This is a genomic window from Pannonibacter carbonis, assembly GCF_003012935.1.
In the GTDB taxonomy this organism is placed as follows: domain Bacteria; phylum Pseudomonadota; class Alphaproteobacteria; order Rhizobiales; family Stappiaceae; genus Pannonibacter; species Pannonibacter carbonis.
In genome coordinates, this window is the sequence record NZ_PUDR01000002.1 from 321314 (window position 1) to 336114 (window position 14801).

Sequence of the window (14801 nt, forward strand, 5' to 3'; positions counted from 1 at the left end):
AGCGAGGTTTCATGAGCAATCCGGTTCTGGTCGAAGTGACCCGCGGCGATGTGGTGGAAAGCCGCCATCGCGGTGCCATCGCCATCTTTGATGCCAATGGTACGCCCGTGCTGAAGATCGGCGACACCGGACGCCGGGTGTTCCCGCGTTCTGCCATCAAGGCGCTGCAGGCGCTGCCGCTGGTGGAATCGGGCGCTGCCGACGCACTGGATTACGATCCGGCCGAACTGGCGCTGGCCTGTTCCTCGCACAATGGCGAAGAGCGGCACGTCAATGCCGCCCGGGTCATGCTGATCAAGGCCGGCCTTGAGGATGATGCCCTCGAATGCGGGCCCCAGTGGCCCTCGCGCGTCGAGGACGTGGCGGGTCTTGCGCGCGCGGGCGAAACGCCCTGCGCCCTGCACAACAACTGTTCCGGCAAGCACGCCGGCTTCCTTGGTCTTGCCAAGGTGATGGGCGCGCCGACCCGTGGCTATGTTCTGCCGGACCATCCTGTGCAGCAGGAGATCAAGGCGGTGCTGGAGGCCATGACCGGCGACACGCTGACACCGGACATCTGCGGCATCGACGGCTGCGCCATCCCGACCTTTGCCACCCCGCTGGACGGTTTTGCCCGCGCCTTTGCCGCCTTCGGCACTGGCGAGAACCTGGAGCCCTTGCGCGCCGAGGCCGCCCGCCGGCTCTATGATGCCTGCGTCGACAACGCGTTCATGGTCGCAGGTACGGATCGCTTCTGCACCCGCGCCATGGCCGGCTTCCGCCGCCGCGTTTTCGTCAAGACCGGGGCAGAGGGCGTGTTCTGCGCCACCATCCCCGAGCTTGGCCTCGGCATCGCGCTCAAATGCGATGACGGCGCCTCCCGCGCATCGGAAGTCATGATGGCTTCGATCCTCGAGGCCTTCCTTGACCTCAATGACGACGAGAAGGCCCTGCTGCAGGATCTGACCCAGCCGGCGATCAAGACCCGCCTTGACGTCAAGGCCGGCGTCATCCGACCGACCAGCGATCTCCTCACCGACCTGAAACGCGCCGCCAGTGTGAGTGCGTGATGACCCAAACGATCAAGTCAGTCTGTGTCTTCTGCGGATCGAGTTCCGGCACGGATCCGGTGTTTGAAGTCGCCGCGCGGGACACGGGGCGCGTGATTGCCGAGGCGGGGCTGACGCTTGTCTATGGCGGCGCCAGCGTCGGCCTGATGGGCGCTGTGGCCGATGGGGCGCTTGCTGCAGGTGGCCGGGTCATCGGCGTTTTGCCGGAGGCCCTGAAGGCCAAGGAGCTGGAGCACAAGGGTCTCAGCGAGTTGCATGTCGTCGGCTCGATGCACGAGCGCAAGGCGATGTTCGCCGACCTGTCCGATGCGTTCTTTACGCTGCCCGGCGGCACCGGCACGATGGAAGAGATCTTCGAGGTCTGGACCTGGGGCCAGCTCGGCTACCATGCCAAGGCCTTTGGCCTCCTGAACACCGGCGGCTTCTATGACGGCCTGATCCGGTTCCTCGATACGCAGGTCGACAAGGGCTTCGTCAAGCCGGCGATGCGCGCGATGCTGCAGGTGGCTGACACGCCGGAGGCCTTGCTGTCGGCCTGCGCGGCCTATGTCCCGCCGGCCACGGGCAAGTGGATCGGCCGCGGCCAGACCTGAGGTCGGCGGCTGGTTTCCCCGTCGGGGAGGCTCACGGAAACCCGGTGTTAACCCTGCCTGCTGAAGGTGGCGGCGCGGCGATGTCCCTCTGCCGCAGCCATGCCCCATTTGCCTGACACTCCCGTGCTGGCTAAGCTTTCGAACCTTGTCAAACCGGTTCGCCCCCTGTTGTTGTTTCCGGAGTCATCCTGCCAATGCGTTTCGTACCCCTGTTCGCTGCACTTGGCTTGTCCGTCGTTATGGCGGCCTGTTCGCAGACCTCGAACTATGTCGAGACGACATCATCGGTGCCTTCGGCCATTCCAGCGGCCGCCCGGACATCCAACGTGACGCTGGTGCAGATCACCGGACAGGGCGTCGGCGGCATCAATGCGTCCACCCCCTATTCGAGCAAGGCGATCCAGGCGGCCTTGCCCGGCTTTACCACCGACAGCATCCAGACCGCCGTCGAGATGACGACCGAAAATGCCATCGGCGCGTTCAACTCCGATGGTTTCCAGGTGCTGCAGGTGTTCAAGGCCAGCGATGGCCGCATCCGCACGGTTCATGGTGTGACACACCATCTGGCCGGCCCCAATGGGGAACGCATCGGCATGACCTTCGCGGAAGTCGGCACCCGCCGGTCTGATTGCCGCATTGGCCAGGAGTTGTGGCGCGGCATGGCCATTTGCACGGCGCGGGGCGTTCCGAATGTGCAGCTCGTTTACGCCATTCCGCAGTTTACCGGCCCGTGGGATCAGCTGCCGCCGGATAACCAGCTGCGCGGTGCTGCCATCCAGCGCATTCTGTGGACGCCGGCTTCCTGAATTTCCGACCTTTCGCCGGGATGACGTGCAGCAAGTAATCGGCTAAGCCTTGTGGCATGACCGCTTCGCCCGCCGCCTCAAGCGCCAGCCTTGATCCCGAGCATCTGGCCGCCGGCATTCTCGCCGGCAACCGGGCAACGCTTGCCCGCGCCATTACACTGGTCGAATCGCGCAAGCGCGAGCACCGGGACGTCGCCCGGGCCCTGCTGACGCGCCTGATGCCGCACACCGGCCAGGCACATCGCGTCGGCATCACGGGCGTTCCCGGCGTCGGCAAGTCCACGACCATCGACACACTGGGCAGCAACCTGACGGCATTAGGCCACCGGGTCGCGGTTCTGGCCGTCGATCCGTCGTCCACCCGCACGGGCGGCTCGATCCTCGGCGACAAGACGCGCATGGCGCAGCTGGCGGTGGATCCGGGCGCCTATATCCGGCCGTCGCCTTCGGCCGGCACACTGGGCGGTGTCGCGGCGAAGACGCGCGAGACCATGCTCCTGTGCGAGGCGGCCGGCTTTGATGTCATCCTGGTGGAAACGGTCGGCATCGGCCAGTCCGAGACGACCGTGGCCGAGATGGTCGATTTCTTCCTCGTCTTGATGCTGCCGGGGGCGGGGGACGAGTTGCAGGGCATCAAGAAGGGCGTCCTCGAGATCGCCGATCTCATCGCCGTCAACAAGGCGGACGGGGACGGCGCAATCCGGGCCCGCAGCGCCGCCTCGGACTATCGCAGTGCCCTGCATATCCTGAGCCCGCGCTCGCCAACCTGGTCGCCGCCTGTGGTCACCATCTCGGGTCTTGCCAATGAGGGGCTGTCGGAGATGTGGGCGCAGGTGGAACTGCACCGCTCGAAGATGCAGGCCACCGGCGAATGGGCCAGCCGCCGCGCCAGCCAGCAGGTCGCCTGGATGTGGGACATGCTGCAGCAGCGCCTGATGGAGGCGTTGACCCGCGAGCCGGCCCGCGCCGCCCGGATCAAGGCGCTGGAAGCCGATGTCCGCGACGGACGTGTCCCCGCATCGGCCGCTGTCGAAGATATTGCAAGCCTGATGGGGCTCTAGAGCGCGACCGATCCATGTCTCCTTGGCGAAGGTTGGTGTTCCTTCAGGAAATGCCGCAGTGCCATGAACAGGTCGCGCGCATGCGCCCGGTCGCCCCGGTCCAGGGCGTTGCGAATGTCCTCCTCGATCATCTGCTGCACCTTCTCCGCCCCATGCGGTAGATGCAGTAGATAGGCCCCGAGCGCTGCCGCAGCGATTTCCGGCAGATGCTCGTGCTCTGCCAGTGCTTTGACTTCTGCCTCGTCCAGACCACAGAGCGCGATGCAATCGGTCAGGCTGATCATGGTCCGTCTCCTCCTTGATGACTTTTCTAGTCTGACGCAACGGCAGATGTCCGCATTGAGGCGGATCAACCGGCACGCCCCTTGCTACCAGGGCGTAACACCTGCTGCCCCTGTGCCGCATCGACACGAAAGCCGGACATCACACGGATGGGAACCCGCCTGATCTTGCCAGACCTGAGCAGACGCCACTTTCTGGCAGGCATCGCCCTGTGTCTTTCCGGGACGGCTGCAGTTGCCCAGACCCGCGTTGCTGATCTGCGCGGAACCATCGATGCCGCCGATCTGGGCGTGCTGCCTGATTGCGCCGACGACCAGAGCGCCCAGATGCAGCGCGCCATCAACCGGGCGGTCGAGAAGGGCAGGGCGCTGTTCCTGCCTGCCGGAACCTACCCGGTTGCGAACCTGCGCCTGCCGTCGGGAACGTTGATCGTGGGTGTGCCCGGCCGCACGCGACTGGTCTACCAGGGCGGCGGCGGCTTGCTGGCCACGGCCGAGGGCGTGGCGCGCATCGGGCTGGACGGCGTCGTCTTCGACGGGGCCAACAAGCTGATCAACGAGCATGCCTTCGGCCTCCTGCATTTCCTCGATGTCGATCACCTGAGCCTCGTCAATTGCGAGATCACCGGTTCCAGCCGCTCCGGTCTTGCGCTGGATCGCTGCGCTGGCCATGTCGAGCGCTGCCTCGTCTCGGGGGCGGCCGAAGCTGGCATCCGGTCTGTCGAGGCGCGCGGGCTGGTCTTCGCCGAAAACGTCATTACAGACTGCGCCAATGCCGGCCTGATGGTGATGCGCTGGCAACAGGCCGAGGATGGAACGCTGATCCGGGGCAACCGCATCGAGCGGATTGCGGCCCGAGCCGGCGGCACGGGGCAGAACGGCAACGGCATCAATATCTTCCGCGCCAACGGGGTGATGATCACCGGCAACCGGGTGGCGGACTGCGCCTTTTCAGCCATCCGCGCCAACACAGCCTCGAATGTGCAGATCATCGCCAACTCCTGCCTGCGATCCGGCGAGACCGGCATCTACAGCGAGTTTGAATTCGAGGGCGCGGTGATCTCGGACAACATCGTCGACGGGGCCACCATCGGGATCTCTGTCGCCAACTTCCTTTCGGGCGGCCGCATGGCGGTTGTCTCGGGAAATCTCGTGCGCAATCTCTCCGTGAAAAGCCCCTATCCGGAGCAGGGAGGCGCAGGCAAAGGTATCGGTATCTACGTGGAGGCTGATACGACTGTTACGGGCAATGTCATCGAGAATGCACCGAGGTTCGGCGTCATGGCCGGCTGGGGGCCCTACCTGCGCGATGTGGTGATTGCAGACAATGTCGTGCGTGACAGCGGCGTCGCCGTCTCTGTCAGTGCCGTGGAAGGCTCAGGCACAGCTGTCATCCGCGGCAATATCCTGTCCGGCTACAGGGAGGCGGCCATCGTCGGCTATCGCTGGCGCGATGCCGACACCGGTGATCTCGCAGGCGGCGCTGCGGCTCCTGCCCACCTGACGATTTCAGGTAACGTCGTGCGCCCGGCAAGTTAGCCACTCCCGGAAAACCGGGAGCAGCCATTTCGGGGTGTGGTGTCGTCAGCCCTTGGCGAGTTCGGCGAGCACGCGGGCCCAGGAGCGGATGCCCTTGTGGAAGCTGCGCAGCTCGTACTTCTCGTTGGGCGAATGGATCTTGTCGTCCTCCAGACCGAAGCCGATCAGCAGCGAATCCATGCCGAGCATGCGCTTGAAGTCGCCGACGATCGGGATCGAACCGCCCATGCCGATGAGCGCCGCCGGCTTGCCCCATTCCGCTTCGAGTGCCGCCTGGCCCTTGGCCACCGCCGGCATCGTCGGGTCGAGCGACAGCGCCGGGCTACCGTCCTTGGGCAGGAACTCGACGGTGCAGTCCGCCGGGATCTTGGACTGGACATAGGCGCGGAAGGCAGCGCGGATCTTCTCCGGATCCTGCTCGCCGACGAGGCGGAACGTGAACTTCGCATGGGCCTCGGCCGGGATCACGGTCTTGGAGCCCGGGCCCTGGTAGCCGCCCCACATGCCGTTCACTTCGGCGGTCGGACGGGTCCAGATGTGTTCCAGCGGCAGGCGGCCCTTTTCGCCGCGCGGATACTTCAGCCCGATGTCTCCAAGGTATTCCTCGACGGAGAAGCCCAGCTCCGCCCACATCTTCGCAAGGCTCTCCGGCAGCTCGGTCACGCCGTCATAGAAGCCCGGAAGGGTGATGCGGCCGGTCTCGTCATGCAAGCCAGCGATGATGCTGGCAACGATGTGGTTCGGGTTCTGCGCCGAGCCGCCATAGCTGCCCGAATGCAGATCGCGGCTCGCGGCCTTGACGATGATCTCGTCGCCGACCATGCCGCGCAGCATGATCGAGATCGCGGGCGTGTCCTTGTCCCACATGCTGGTGTCGCAGACGAGCGCCAGGTCGCAGGTCAACTCATCCTTGTTGGCATTGAGGAACGGGTGCAGCGACGGCGAACCGGATTCTTCCTCGCCTTCGAACAGGATCGTCACGTCCACGGGAAGATCGCCGGTCTCGGCGATATAGGCGCGGGCCGCCTCGACGAAGGTCATCAGCTGACCCTTGTCGTCAGCCGAACCACGGGCAACGATCATCTTCGAGCCATCGGCGCGGGTGACCATGCGCGGCTCGAACGGATCGGTCTCCCACAGGTTCAGCGGATCGACCGGCTGGACGTCATAATGGCCGTAGAACAGCACATGCGGGCCGGGCTTGCCGGATTTGCGGTGGCCGACGACCATCGGATGGCCGGCGGTGTCGCGCACGCTCGCCTCGATGCCGATCGAGGTCAGTTCCCTGGCCAGCCATTCGGCGGCCTGACGGCAATCCGCCGTGTAGGCCGGATCGGTCGAGATGCTGCGGATCTTGATGAGGTCGAACAGGCGGGCAAGCGCGTTGTCGAGATCCGCGTCAATGCGGGCGAGAACCTTGTCGATCTGGCTCAACGGATAAGCTCCTGGGCTTTGAGAATGCCCCCGCCAATAAGGCGTCTTGGGCAAGGCAGGGCGGGGGGAGCATCAGGCTCCCCGGCTGGCCGCAGAATGCCGCCATCCGCCGCTCCGGGCAAGCGGCCAAAGCACCGTCCTTGCATCGGTAAACAGGCCGTTGCAGCTAGCTTGCCGGAGCGACCGCGATATTGTCGATGAGCCGGACCCCGCCGAGCCAGGCGGCGACCAGCAGCCGGGCCGGACGGTCGGCCCGTTCCAGCGGGCTGAGCCCATCCTCGGCGCGCAGCTCCAGATACTCTACCTCGGAAAAGCCGGCGGCCAGGATGTCGGCAGTTGCCGCAGCCAGGAGCGGTGCGGCTGCCCCGCCGCCCGCCAGTGCCCCGGCGGTCCGGGTCAGGATGGCCGCAAGCCGCGGCGCCACGGCCCGGTCTTCCGGCGACAGCCGGACATTGCGCGAGGACATGGCCAGGCCGTCGGCCTCGCGCACGGTCGGGCAGGGGACGATCTCGACCGGTATGTCCAGGTCTGCCACCAGCCTGCGCACGACCTGCAACTGCTGGAAGTCCTTTTCGCCGAAATAGGCCCGGTCAGCACCGGTCTGCAGCAGCAGCTTGGCGACGACGGTGGCGACACCGTCGAAATGTCCGGGACGATGCGCCCCGCACAGGCCCTCGCTCACCCCGCTCACCGAGACATTGGTGGCAAAGCCAGCCGGATAGATATCCTCTACCCCCGGCGCGTAGACCACATGTGTTCCCAGCGGTGTCAGTTTGGCCGTATCCGCTTCCAGCGTGCGCGGGTAGGTCGACAGGTCGCTGGCGTTGTTGAACTGCTTCGGGTTGACGAAGATCGTCACGATCACCCGGTCGGTCTCGGCCAGTGCCCGGCGCACCAGGGCCAGATGCCCCTCGTGCAGCGCGCCCATCGTCGGCACCACGCCGATCTGCAAACCGTCCCGGTGCCAGGCGGCCACCGTCGCGCGCAGCTCCGCGCGGCTGTGCAGGATCGTCGTCATTCGGCACCTTCCGGCTTCGGTGTGGCAAGGCTGGAGAGATCCGCGCCATCGCCAAACACATGCTCGGCCGCCGGAAAGGCCCGGGCGCGCACGTCTTCAGCATAGGCGGCAACCGCCGCTTCGGCGGAATGCCCAAGCTCGGCATAGCGCTTGACGAACTTCGGCCGGAAGGCCGTGAACATGCCCAGCATGTCATCGATGACCAGCACCTGCCCGTCGCAGGCAGGCGAAGCGCCGATGCCGATGGTCGGAATGGAGACTTCAGCGGTAATGCGCCGGGCGAGGGCATCGGGCACCTTTTCCAGCACCACCGAAAACGCACCGGCCTCAGCAACGGCAAGCGCATCGGCCAGAATCCTGTCGCCGTCCTCGCCGCGGCCTTGCACCTTGTAGCCGCCGAAGCTGTTGACCGCCTGCGGCGTCAGCCCGACATGCGCCATCACCGGGATGCCGCGCCGGGTCAGGAAGCGGATGGTCTCGGCCATGGTCACGCCGCCTTCCAGCTTCACCGCCGCGCAGCCGGTCTCCGCCACCAGCCGGGCAGCATTGCGGAAGGCCTGTTCCGGGCTTTCCTCATAGGTGCCGAAGGGCATGTCGACGACCAGCAGCGCCTTCTCCACGCCGCGCCGCACCGCCTTGCCATGCAGGATCATCATGTCGAGCGTCACGCCCAGAGTAGACGGCAAGCCATGCAGCACCATGCCGACGCTGTCGCCGACGAGGATGATGTCGCAATGCCGGTCGGCAATCGCCGCCACCGGGGTGGTGTAGGCTGTCAGGCAGACAAGCGGCGTGCCGCCCTTGCGCCGTTCCACCATCGGCGGTGTCACGGACTTCACGGAAGCCGATGCACTCATGGTCAGTTCCTCCCGGGCGTCTTGCCGCGCCCGGAAGGGGATGTTGCACAGTTTCTCGCAAATGCGAAGTCACTTGTGCGCCGCGCAATGGTGAGCCGGCTAGAACTTTCGGCCCAATTCCTGACCCAGGATTGGCCTCAGAACCCGCGCTTCAGCGAGCCGAGCACGCCGCGCACCAGTGCCCGGCCGAGCGACGAGCCGAGGCTGCGCGCGGCTGATTTCATACCCGCCTCGACCACACTGTCCCGATTGGATGCAGCTGGCCGGCGGGTGGGCGCGCGGGTTTGTCCCCGCGTATCGTCGCGGCCAAAGTCGGGAAGCTGGAAGCCGCTGCGTGTGCGCTGCGTTCCGCTTCTGGGGGCAGTATCTGCTTTGCGGTTCCGCTCGGCTTCTTCGCGGTCCTGTTGCTTGCGCGCCCGGTCCAGCAGGATCTCATAGGCGGACTCGCGGTCACGAACGCGTTCGTACAGGCCGTAGATCGGGCTCGCTTCGATACAGTCGCGGCGCTCCGCCGTTGAGATCGGCCCCATCCGCGAGGCGGGGGGGCGGATCAGCGTCCGCTGTACGACAGAGGGAATGCCCTTGCCCTCAAGGGTTGAGACCAGCGCCTCGCCGACGCCCAGCTCGGTGATCACCTGTGCCGTGTTCAGCTCCGGATTGGGCCGGAAGGTATCGGCGGCGGCCCGCACTGCTTTCTGGTCGCGGGGCGTGAAGGCGCGCAAAGCGTGCTGCACCCGGTTGCCGAGCTGCGCCAGCACCGTTTCCGGCACGTCGAGCGGGTTCTGCGTCACGAAATAAACGCCGACGCCCTTGGACCGGATCAGGCGGACCACCTGCTCCACCTTCTGCAGCAAGGCCTTGGGTGCCCCGGTGAAAAGCAGATGTGCCTCGTCGAAGAAGAACACCAGCTTCGGCTTGTCCGGATCGCCCACCTCGGGAAGCTCCTCGAACAGCTCCGACAGCATCCAGAGCAGGAAGGTGGCGTAGAGCCGCGGCGAATGCATCAGCTTGTCGGCGGCCAGGATGTTGACGATGCCGAGCCCGTCGCGCGTCGTGCGGGCGAAGTCGGCAATGTCGAGCGCCGGCTCGCCGAAGAACTGGTCCGCGCCCTCGCGCTCCAGCACCAGCAGCGCCCGCTGGATCGCGCCGACCGAGGCGGCCGAGACATTGCCATAGACCTTCGACAACTCCTGCGCCCGCTCGCCCACATGGGCGATCATCGCCCGCAGGTCCTTGAGATCCAGCAGCAGCAGGCCTTCGTCATCGGCGAGTTCAAAGGCGATGTTGAGGACGCCTTCCTGGGTGTCGTTGAGATCCAGCATACGGGCAAGCAGCAGCGGCCCGATCTCGGAGATCGTGGCACGCAGCGGGTGGCCCTGCTCGCCGAACAGGTCCCAGAACACCGCCGGGAAGCCCTCGAAATCATAGCTGTCGGCGATGCCGATCTGTTCGGCGCGCTTCAGCAGGAAGTCCTTCGGGTCACCCGGCATGGCAATGCCGGACAGGTCGCCCTTCACGTCGGCACAGAACACGGGCACACCCGCCCTGGAAAAGCCTTCGGCCAGGATCTGCAGGGTGACGGTCTTGCCGGTGCCGGTGGCCCCGGTGATGAGGCCGTGGCGGTTGGCCAGCTTCAGGCTCAGCACTTCGTCCTTGCCGCTTCCGCCGATGAAAATGCTCTCGCTCAAATCCCGAACTCCCGAAACGTCCCCGCACCAGATATTCTGCACCCACTGATAAGCCACCAGCCTCCACTGGCAAAGCTGTCATCGACGTGCGATCTCCCTGGTGTGTATAGGCAATGCTGTCTGCTTCACATGTGACATAGCACGGCGTCCCAAGCTTCAGGAGATCCGGATGGAAGAACTCGCAGCCCGCATCATGACCGCAGCCGGCCTCAATGAGGAGACCGCCCGCACGGCCATCGGCATCATCCTGCGGTTTCTCGCCAAGGACGGTCCGCAGGATCTCGTGCCCCAGATCATCAATGCCTTGCCAGGCGCGGAGGCCATCATGGCCGAAGGTCAGCAGCAGGCCGGCGGTCTGTTCGGCTCCATCGCCGGCATGATGGGCGGCACGATGGGAGCCATGGCAACACTGAATGAACTGTCGAACGCCGGTCTCGACCTTGATCAGGTCAAGACAGTGGCGCGCGAGATCATCGGCTTTGCCCGCGAACAGGCTGGCGAAGAGGTCGTAAATGCGGCCATCGCCCGCATTCCGGGATTGAATCAGCTGGTGTGACCGCTAATCTGCCTTGGTGGGGCAGGGCCCGTCAGGCTCAAGGGAGGATGTGGAATGGCGTATCCAGTGATTGATATCGAAGGCATCGGCAAGGTCTATGCCGAAAAGCTCAACGGCATTGGCATCAAGACCACGGACGACCTGCTGGATCGTGCCAAGGACCCGAAAGGCCGCAAGGCGCTGGCGGAAGAGACCGGCATCGACGGCAGCCGCATCCTCAAATGGGCCAACATGGCGGACCTGATGCGCATCAAGGGCGTCGCCGAGGAATATTCCGAGCTGCTGGAAGCCGCCGGCGTTGATACCGTCAAGGAACTCAAGCACCGCGTCCCGGCCAATCTTGCCGCCAAGATGGCCGAAGTGAACGAGACCAAGAAGCTGGTCCGTCAGGTGCCATCGGAAAAGATGGTCGAGAAGTGGGTCGAGGAAGCCAAGGGGCTTCCGGCAATCATGACCTACTGACCGCACGAACCACAGCAATCCGATCCAGGGCTCGCGGCACCGCGGGCCCTTTTGTCTGGTATATCGAAAATTACAGAAGAGGCCAGTTCGCAGGCCGCTCCAGGCCGCCGCACCCTCTCCCGTCATCCCCGCCTTGTGCGAGGATCCACTAACCAACTGAATTTGCTGAGCAATATCCGCCGCCGTCCCGGCCTTGAGCCGGGACCTGTTCTTGTGTCAGCCGTTTCGCCAAGTGCCGCAGCACCGCGGCAACCAACACCTGTCCACGAGCACCAGATCCCCGCCTCGTGCAGCGATGACGATGCTGCAAAGAAAGATGCCGGTGGCCGCGCCCGGTTGTGGTGAGGCGGTAGGACATTCCCAATCCGTGCTTGATCGCGAGGCAAAACGCGCACGCCGGCTCGGGTCCATCGAAGGCAAGCGCGTAAAATTACCCGGGTATAATTGACTCGTTATTTTATCCGGGTATTAATCGGGCGATCGATTGAACGAGCACCCTATGTCCGATCCCTCCCTCAAGATCTGCACGGCATTTGTCGGGCACCGATTGCTATCCACGGCCTCCTTGCCTGAAGTCGCCGTGGCTGTCCGGCAATCGACTGGCGTAGCTGACGCGGTTCTCGTGTTCGACGACGCAACGGGTCGCGTCATCGATCTCGACCTGCGTGGCAGTGAGGCCGAGATCCTTGATCGGATGTCCCGGCACCCTGCGATTGACGAGGGTGGCGATCACCCCAAAGCCGATGTGGCGTCAGATCCACGGGGATCGGACGAAGCACAAAGCCCGAAGACGCGAGGCCGGCCGAAGCTGGGCGTCGTCGCCCGCGAGGTGACCCTGCTGCCCCGGCAGTGGGAATGGCTGACAAGCCAGCCCGGCGGAGCGTCTGCAACGCTTCGACGCCTCGTGGAGGAAGCGCGCAAGACGATGAGCCCGCGCCAGCGGAGGCGAGCAGCCCAAGAGGCCGCGTATCAGTTCATGCAGGCAATCGCCGGCGATTTGCCCGGCTATGAAGAGGCAACCCGAGCCCTCTTTGCGGACGACCGACCCTCATTGGAACACCGGATCGCGGCGTGGCCCGAAGACATCCGCACCTATGCGCTGCGTCTCGCATTTGGTGCGCACGACAACCAGAGCGCTGATCCCGCCATTCAACGGAACACCGATGACCAGCACCACGACTGATGCCTATCTGGAACCGACACATGAGGCCGGCCGCAGCTTCGTTCAGCGCGATCTGAGCGGCCCGCTCGTCATGCTGAACTTGCTGCGTTTCAGGGATGTGGCCGACTATTCCGGCCACCCGGATCTTGCCCCGTCATCGCCGATCAGCGGTGCCGCAGCGTTTGATCGCTATATCGAGCATACCTTGCCCTTCTTGCGGGAAACTGGCGGCGACATCCTGTTTCTTGGCCGAGGCGGCCCCTTCTTGATCGGCCCCGCCACGGAACATTGGGATCTGGCGATGCTGGTAAGGCAAGCCAATGTCGCGTCCTTTCTCTCCTTCGCCAGACACGAGGGGTATCTCGCGGGAATTGGTCACCGGACGGCAGCACTTGAGGACTCGCGGCTTCTGCCGATGAGCGAGATGCCGCTGCCCGTTGCAGGCGCGACGTCATGATCATCGCAGATGGTCAATGGCATCGAACGCGCCTCGGACAGCATCGGGGCGGATGCAGACCCGATTGACTGTCGAGGCGTCAAGGCCTGGCTGGGTATGCGTGAGCAGAAAAGGAATTCAGAATGGAAATCCGAGCAGCACCGACTTTTTCTGGCGAGGCGACAAGGTCAGGCCGTCTGACACTGCGGCCACGTTCTCCGTCTGACGCGGATGCCCTGTTCTCGACGATGTCCAATCCGGACATGATGCGATGGTGGTCGCGCGCGCCCTTTGACTGTATCGAGGATCTGCGCAAGTACTTTGCCCACGACGATCAATCGAACTGGCGTTCCTGGGCGATTGTACTGGCCGATGAGCTGGCAGATGAGCTGGCCGATGAAAAGCCTGCGCTTGGCTTTGTGGCTGCAGGCAAGAAACGCGACGGCGTAGTCGAGATTGGCTATCTGCTTGCACGCGAAGCACAGGGGCAAGGGTATGCGCGTGAAGCTGTCACCTTGCTGATCGACCAATTGTTCGCCGAGGGACATCGGCGCGTTTTCGCAGATACCGATCCGGACAATCAGCCATCGATTGCGCTGCTGACAGCGCTCGGTTTCACGCTGGAGGCACACCTGCGGGCCGAATGGCAGACGCATATCGGCATTCGGGATTCTCTGATCTACGGGTTGCTGGCAGAGGAATGGTCCTCCGGTGCTGCGGCGCGCTCAGCGCCTTCTGGTCCACGCTAAAGCTGCCAGGCTAGGTGCTTGCCCTCATCGCGCCGCCAGGCCCTCCCGGCAATGCACCACTTGCCTCCGCCAGCCCTGCCGCGCCAGGCGCGCCGCCCCCTCTCCCGTCATCCCCGCCTTGTGCGGGGATCCACTAACCGCCTGACTTTGTTGAGTGATATCAAGCGGCGCCAGGTCACCGCACGCGGGCGCAATCAACTGCTATGGAACCGAGCGGGACCCGGGTCTGCGCGACGTTTCTCCCGGGGTTAAATGGAGTGAAGTCGTAGCGCTTCGGCAAGAGTTCGACACCGGCCAACCAGCTTCACCCTATGGAGACTGGCCCAGCCTGTCCTCCGCGCCGCCATCAACCTTGTACCCAGAAACCGGTGCAGCCCTTGCCAGGCAGAAGTCCGGCAATGCCCGGCGATGATGCCATCGCCTTTGTCGTCGACCCTGCCCAACAATATTTGTTAGATTTTGTGAGCCGTGGTAGTGTTGAGGCCATGAAAACCAGCACCATGCGCACTCTCACCGTTTCCCTCACACCGCATCAGGCGGCGATGATGCAGGCTGCCGTCGAGAATGGCGGTTATGCCTCCAACAGCGAGATCGTCCGCGACGCTCTGCGCCTCTGGGAACAGCGCGAGGAAATGCGTCTGCTTGAACTCGCTCGTCTCAAGCAAGCTTACGAAGAAGGCATGGCCAGTGGTGCGGGACGTGTGCTGGACGGTACCACACTGCTGGGAGAACTGAAGGCGGAAGCCCGCGAGCGTGGCTAGGGCCGTCTTCAGTCCGCGTGCGGAGGCTGACCTCCGGGATATCTGGCGGGCCATTGCCACGGACAACGAGCCTGCTGCGGACGCTCTGCTGCTTCGTATCCTCAATCGGGCCGAACTGGCCGCAACGCAGCCGCATATGGGGGCGGCCCGTCCGGAGTTGAGCGCAACGGCTCGTATCCTGATCGAGGGGCGCTACATTGTGATCTATGAACCCAAAGACTTCGGCGTGTTCGTGGTGGCGATTGTCTACGGCGCCCGCGACGCGGACACCTGGCTTGCCTGAAACAAGGCCTGAGAAAGACACCACGCGATTACTGCGCGCCCAATGCCTGCCACCCGGCCCTCCCTG

The 14801-nt window shown here is 64.5% G+C and carries 17 protein-coding genes; 12 read left to right on the forward strand and 5 right to left on the reverse strand.

Features of this window, described 5'->3' with window-relative positions; all coding sequences use genetic code 11:
* The first annotated feature begins 11 nt into the window (after positions 1-11).
* The 4 genes from C8348_RS03650 to meaB all read left to right on the forward strand — a co-directional run bounded on the left by C8348_RS03650 (position 12) and on the right by meaB (position 3509).
* Positions 12-1049, forward strand: a complete 1038-nt coding sequence (locus C8348_RS03650; protein ID WP_106751900.1) for an asparaginase — start codon at positions 12-14, stop codon at positions 1047-1049.
* A complete protein-coding gene (locus C8348_RS03655; RefSeq protein WP_208983514.1) occupies positions 1049-1642 on the forward strand; it encodes an LOG family protein in 594 nt (197 codons plus the stop codon). The genes C8348_RS03650 and C8348_RS03655 overlap by 1 nt, the downstream gene beginning before the upstream one ends.
* Positions 1643-1836: 194 nt before the next feature.
* Complete coding sequence (locus C8348_RS03660) at positions 1837-2448, forward strand: DUF1131 family protein (protein WP_106751901.1); 612 nt, start codon at positions 1837-1839, stop codon at positions 2446-2448.
* Positions 2449-2504: 56 nt separating this feature from the next.
* Complete coding sequence (meaB, locus tag C8348_RS03665) at positions 2505-3509, forward strand: methylmalonyl Co-A mutase-associated GTPase MeaB (protein ID WP_106751902.1); 1005 nt, start codon at positions 2505-2507, stop codon at positions 3507-3509.
* Here the strand turns inward: meaB and C8348_RS03670 are convergent.
* Entirely contained in the window at positions 3506-3793 is a 288-nt protein-coding gene (locus C8348_RS03670; protein WP_106751903.1) for a hypothetical protein, read from the reverse strand. The two genes, meaB and C8348_RS03670, sit on opposite strands and share 4 nt — an antisense overlap.
* A 147-nt stretch (positions 3794-3940) precedes the next feature.
* Here C8348_RS03670 and C8348_RS03675 point away from each other — a divergent pair, with 147 nt between their 5' ends.
* A complete protein-coding gene (locus C8348_RS03675) occupies positions 3941-5329 on the forward strand; it encodes a TIGR03808 family TAT-translocated repetitive protein (RefSeq protein WP_208983516.1) in 1389 nt (462 codons plus the stop codon).
* Positions 5330-5374: 45 nt separating this feature from the next.
* Here the strand turns inward: C8348_RS03675 and C8348_RS03680 are convergent, their stop codons facing one another.
* From C8348_RS03680 to C8348_RS03695, 4 genes are all read right to left on the reverse strand, one after another.
* Complete coding sequence (locus C8348_RS03680; protein ID WP_106751904.1) at positions 5375-6763, reverse strand: dipeptidase; 1389 nt, start codon at positions 6761-6763, stop codon at positions 5375-5377.
* Between the two features lie 166 nt (positions 6764-6929).
* Positions 6930-7781, reverse strand: coding sequence for a pantoate--beta-alanine ligase (panC, locus tag C8348_RS03685; RefSeq protein ID WP_106751905.1), 852 nt, complete (start codon positions 7779-7781; stop codon positions 6930-6932).
* The gene (gene panB, locus C8348_RS03690; RefSeq protein WP_106751906.1) at positions 7778-8638 is read right to left on the reverse strand and encodes a 3-methyl-2-oxobutanoate hydroxymethyltransferase; all 861 of its coding nucleotides are present in this window, start codon (positions 8636-8638) and stop codon (positions 7778-7780) included. The genes panC and panB overlap by 4 nt, the downstream gene beginning before the upstream one ends.
* Before the next feature lie 137 nt (positions 8639-8775).
* Positions 8776-10326, reverse strand: coding sequence for a helicase HerA-like C-terminal domain-containing protein (locus tag C8348_RS03695; protein ID WP_106751907.1), 1551 nt, complete (start codon positions 10324-10326; stop codon positions 8776-8778).
* A 169-nt stretch (positions 10327-10495) separates the two neighbouring features.
* Here C8348_RS03695 and C8348_RS03700 point away from each other — a divergent pair, with 169 nt between their 5' ends.
* From C8348_RS03700 to C8348_RS03730, 7 genes are all read left to right on the forward strand, one after another.
* On the forward strand, positions 10496-10882 hold the full coding sequence (locus C8348_RS03700; RefSeq protein WP_106751908.1) for a DUF2780 domain-containing protein: 387 nt from the start codon (positions 10496-10498) through the stop codon (positions 10880-10882).
* A gap of 54 nt (positions 10883-10936) precedes the next feature.
* A complete protein-coding gene (locus tag C8348_RS03705; protein ID WP_106751909.1) occupies positions 10937-11344 on the forward strand; it encodes a DUF4332 domain-containing protein in 408 nt (135 codons plus the stop codon).
* A gap of 499 nt (positions 11345-11843) precedes the next feature.
* Positions 11844-12527, forward strand: coding sequence for a DUF2239 family protein (locus C8348_RS03710; RefSeq protein WP_106751910.1), 684 nt, complete (start codon positions 11844-11846; stop codon positions 12525-12527).
* Complete coding sequence (locus C8348_RS03715; protein ID WP_106751911.1) at positions 12508-12963, forward strand: DUF1330 domain-containing protein; 456 nt, start codon at positions 12508-12510, stop codon at positions 12961-12963. The genes C8348_RS03710 and C8348_RS03715 overlap by 20 nt, the downstream gene beginning before the upstream one ends.
* Positions 12964-13085: 122 nt before the next feature.
* A complete protein-coding gene (locus C8348_RS03720; RefSeq protein ID WP_106751912.1) occupies positions 13086-13691 on the forward strand; it encodes a GNAT family N-acetyltransferase in 606 nt (201 codons plus the stop codon).
* Between the two features lie 398 nt (positions 13692-14089).
* Positions 14090-14452, forward strand: a complete 363-nt coding sequence (locus C8348_RS03725) for a type II toxin-antitoxin system ParD family antitoxin (RefSeq protein ID WP_425270804.1) — start codon at positions 14090-14092, stop codon at positions 14450-14452.
* On the forward strand, positions 14445-14735 hold the full coding sequence (locus C8348_RS03730; RefSeq protein ID WP_106751913.1) for a type II toxin-antitoxin system RelE/ParE family toxin: 291 nt from the start codon (positions 14445-14447) through the stop codon (positions 14733-14735). The genes C8348_RS03725 and C8348_RS03730 overlap by 8 nt, the downstream gene beginning before the upstream one ends.
* The last annotated feature ends 66 nt before the right edge of the window (positions 14736-14801 follow it).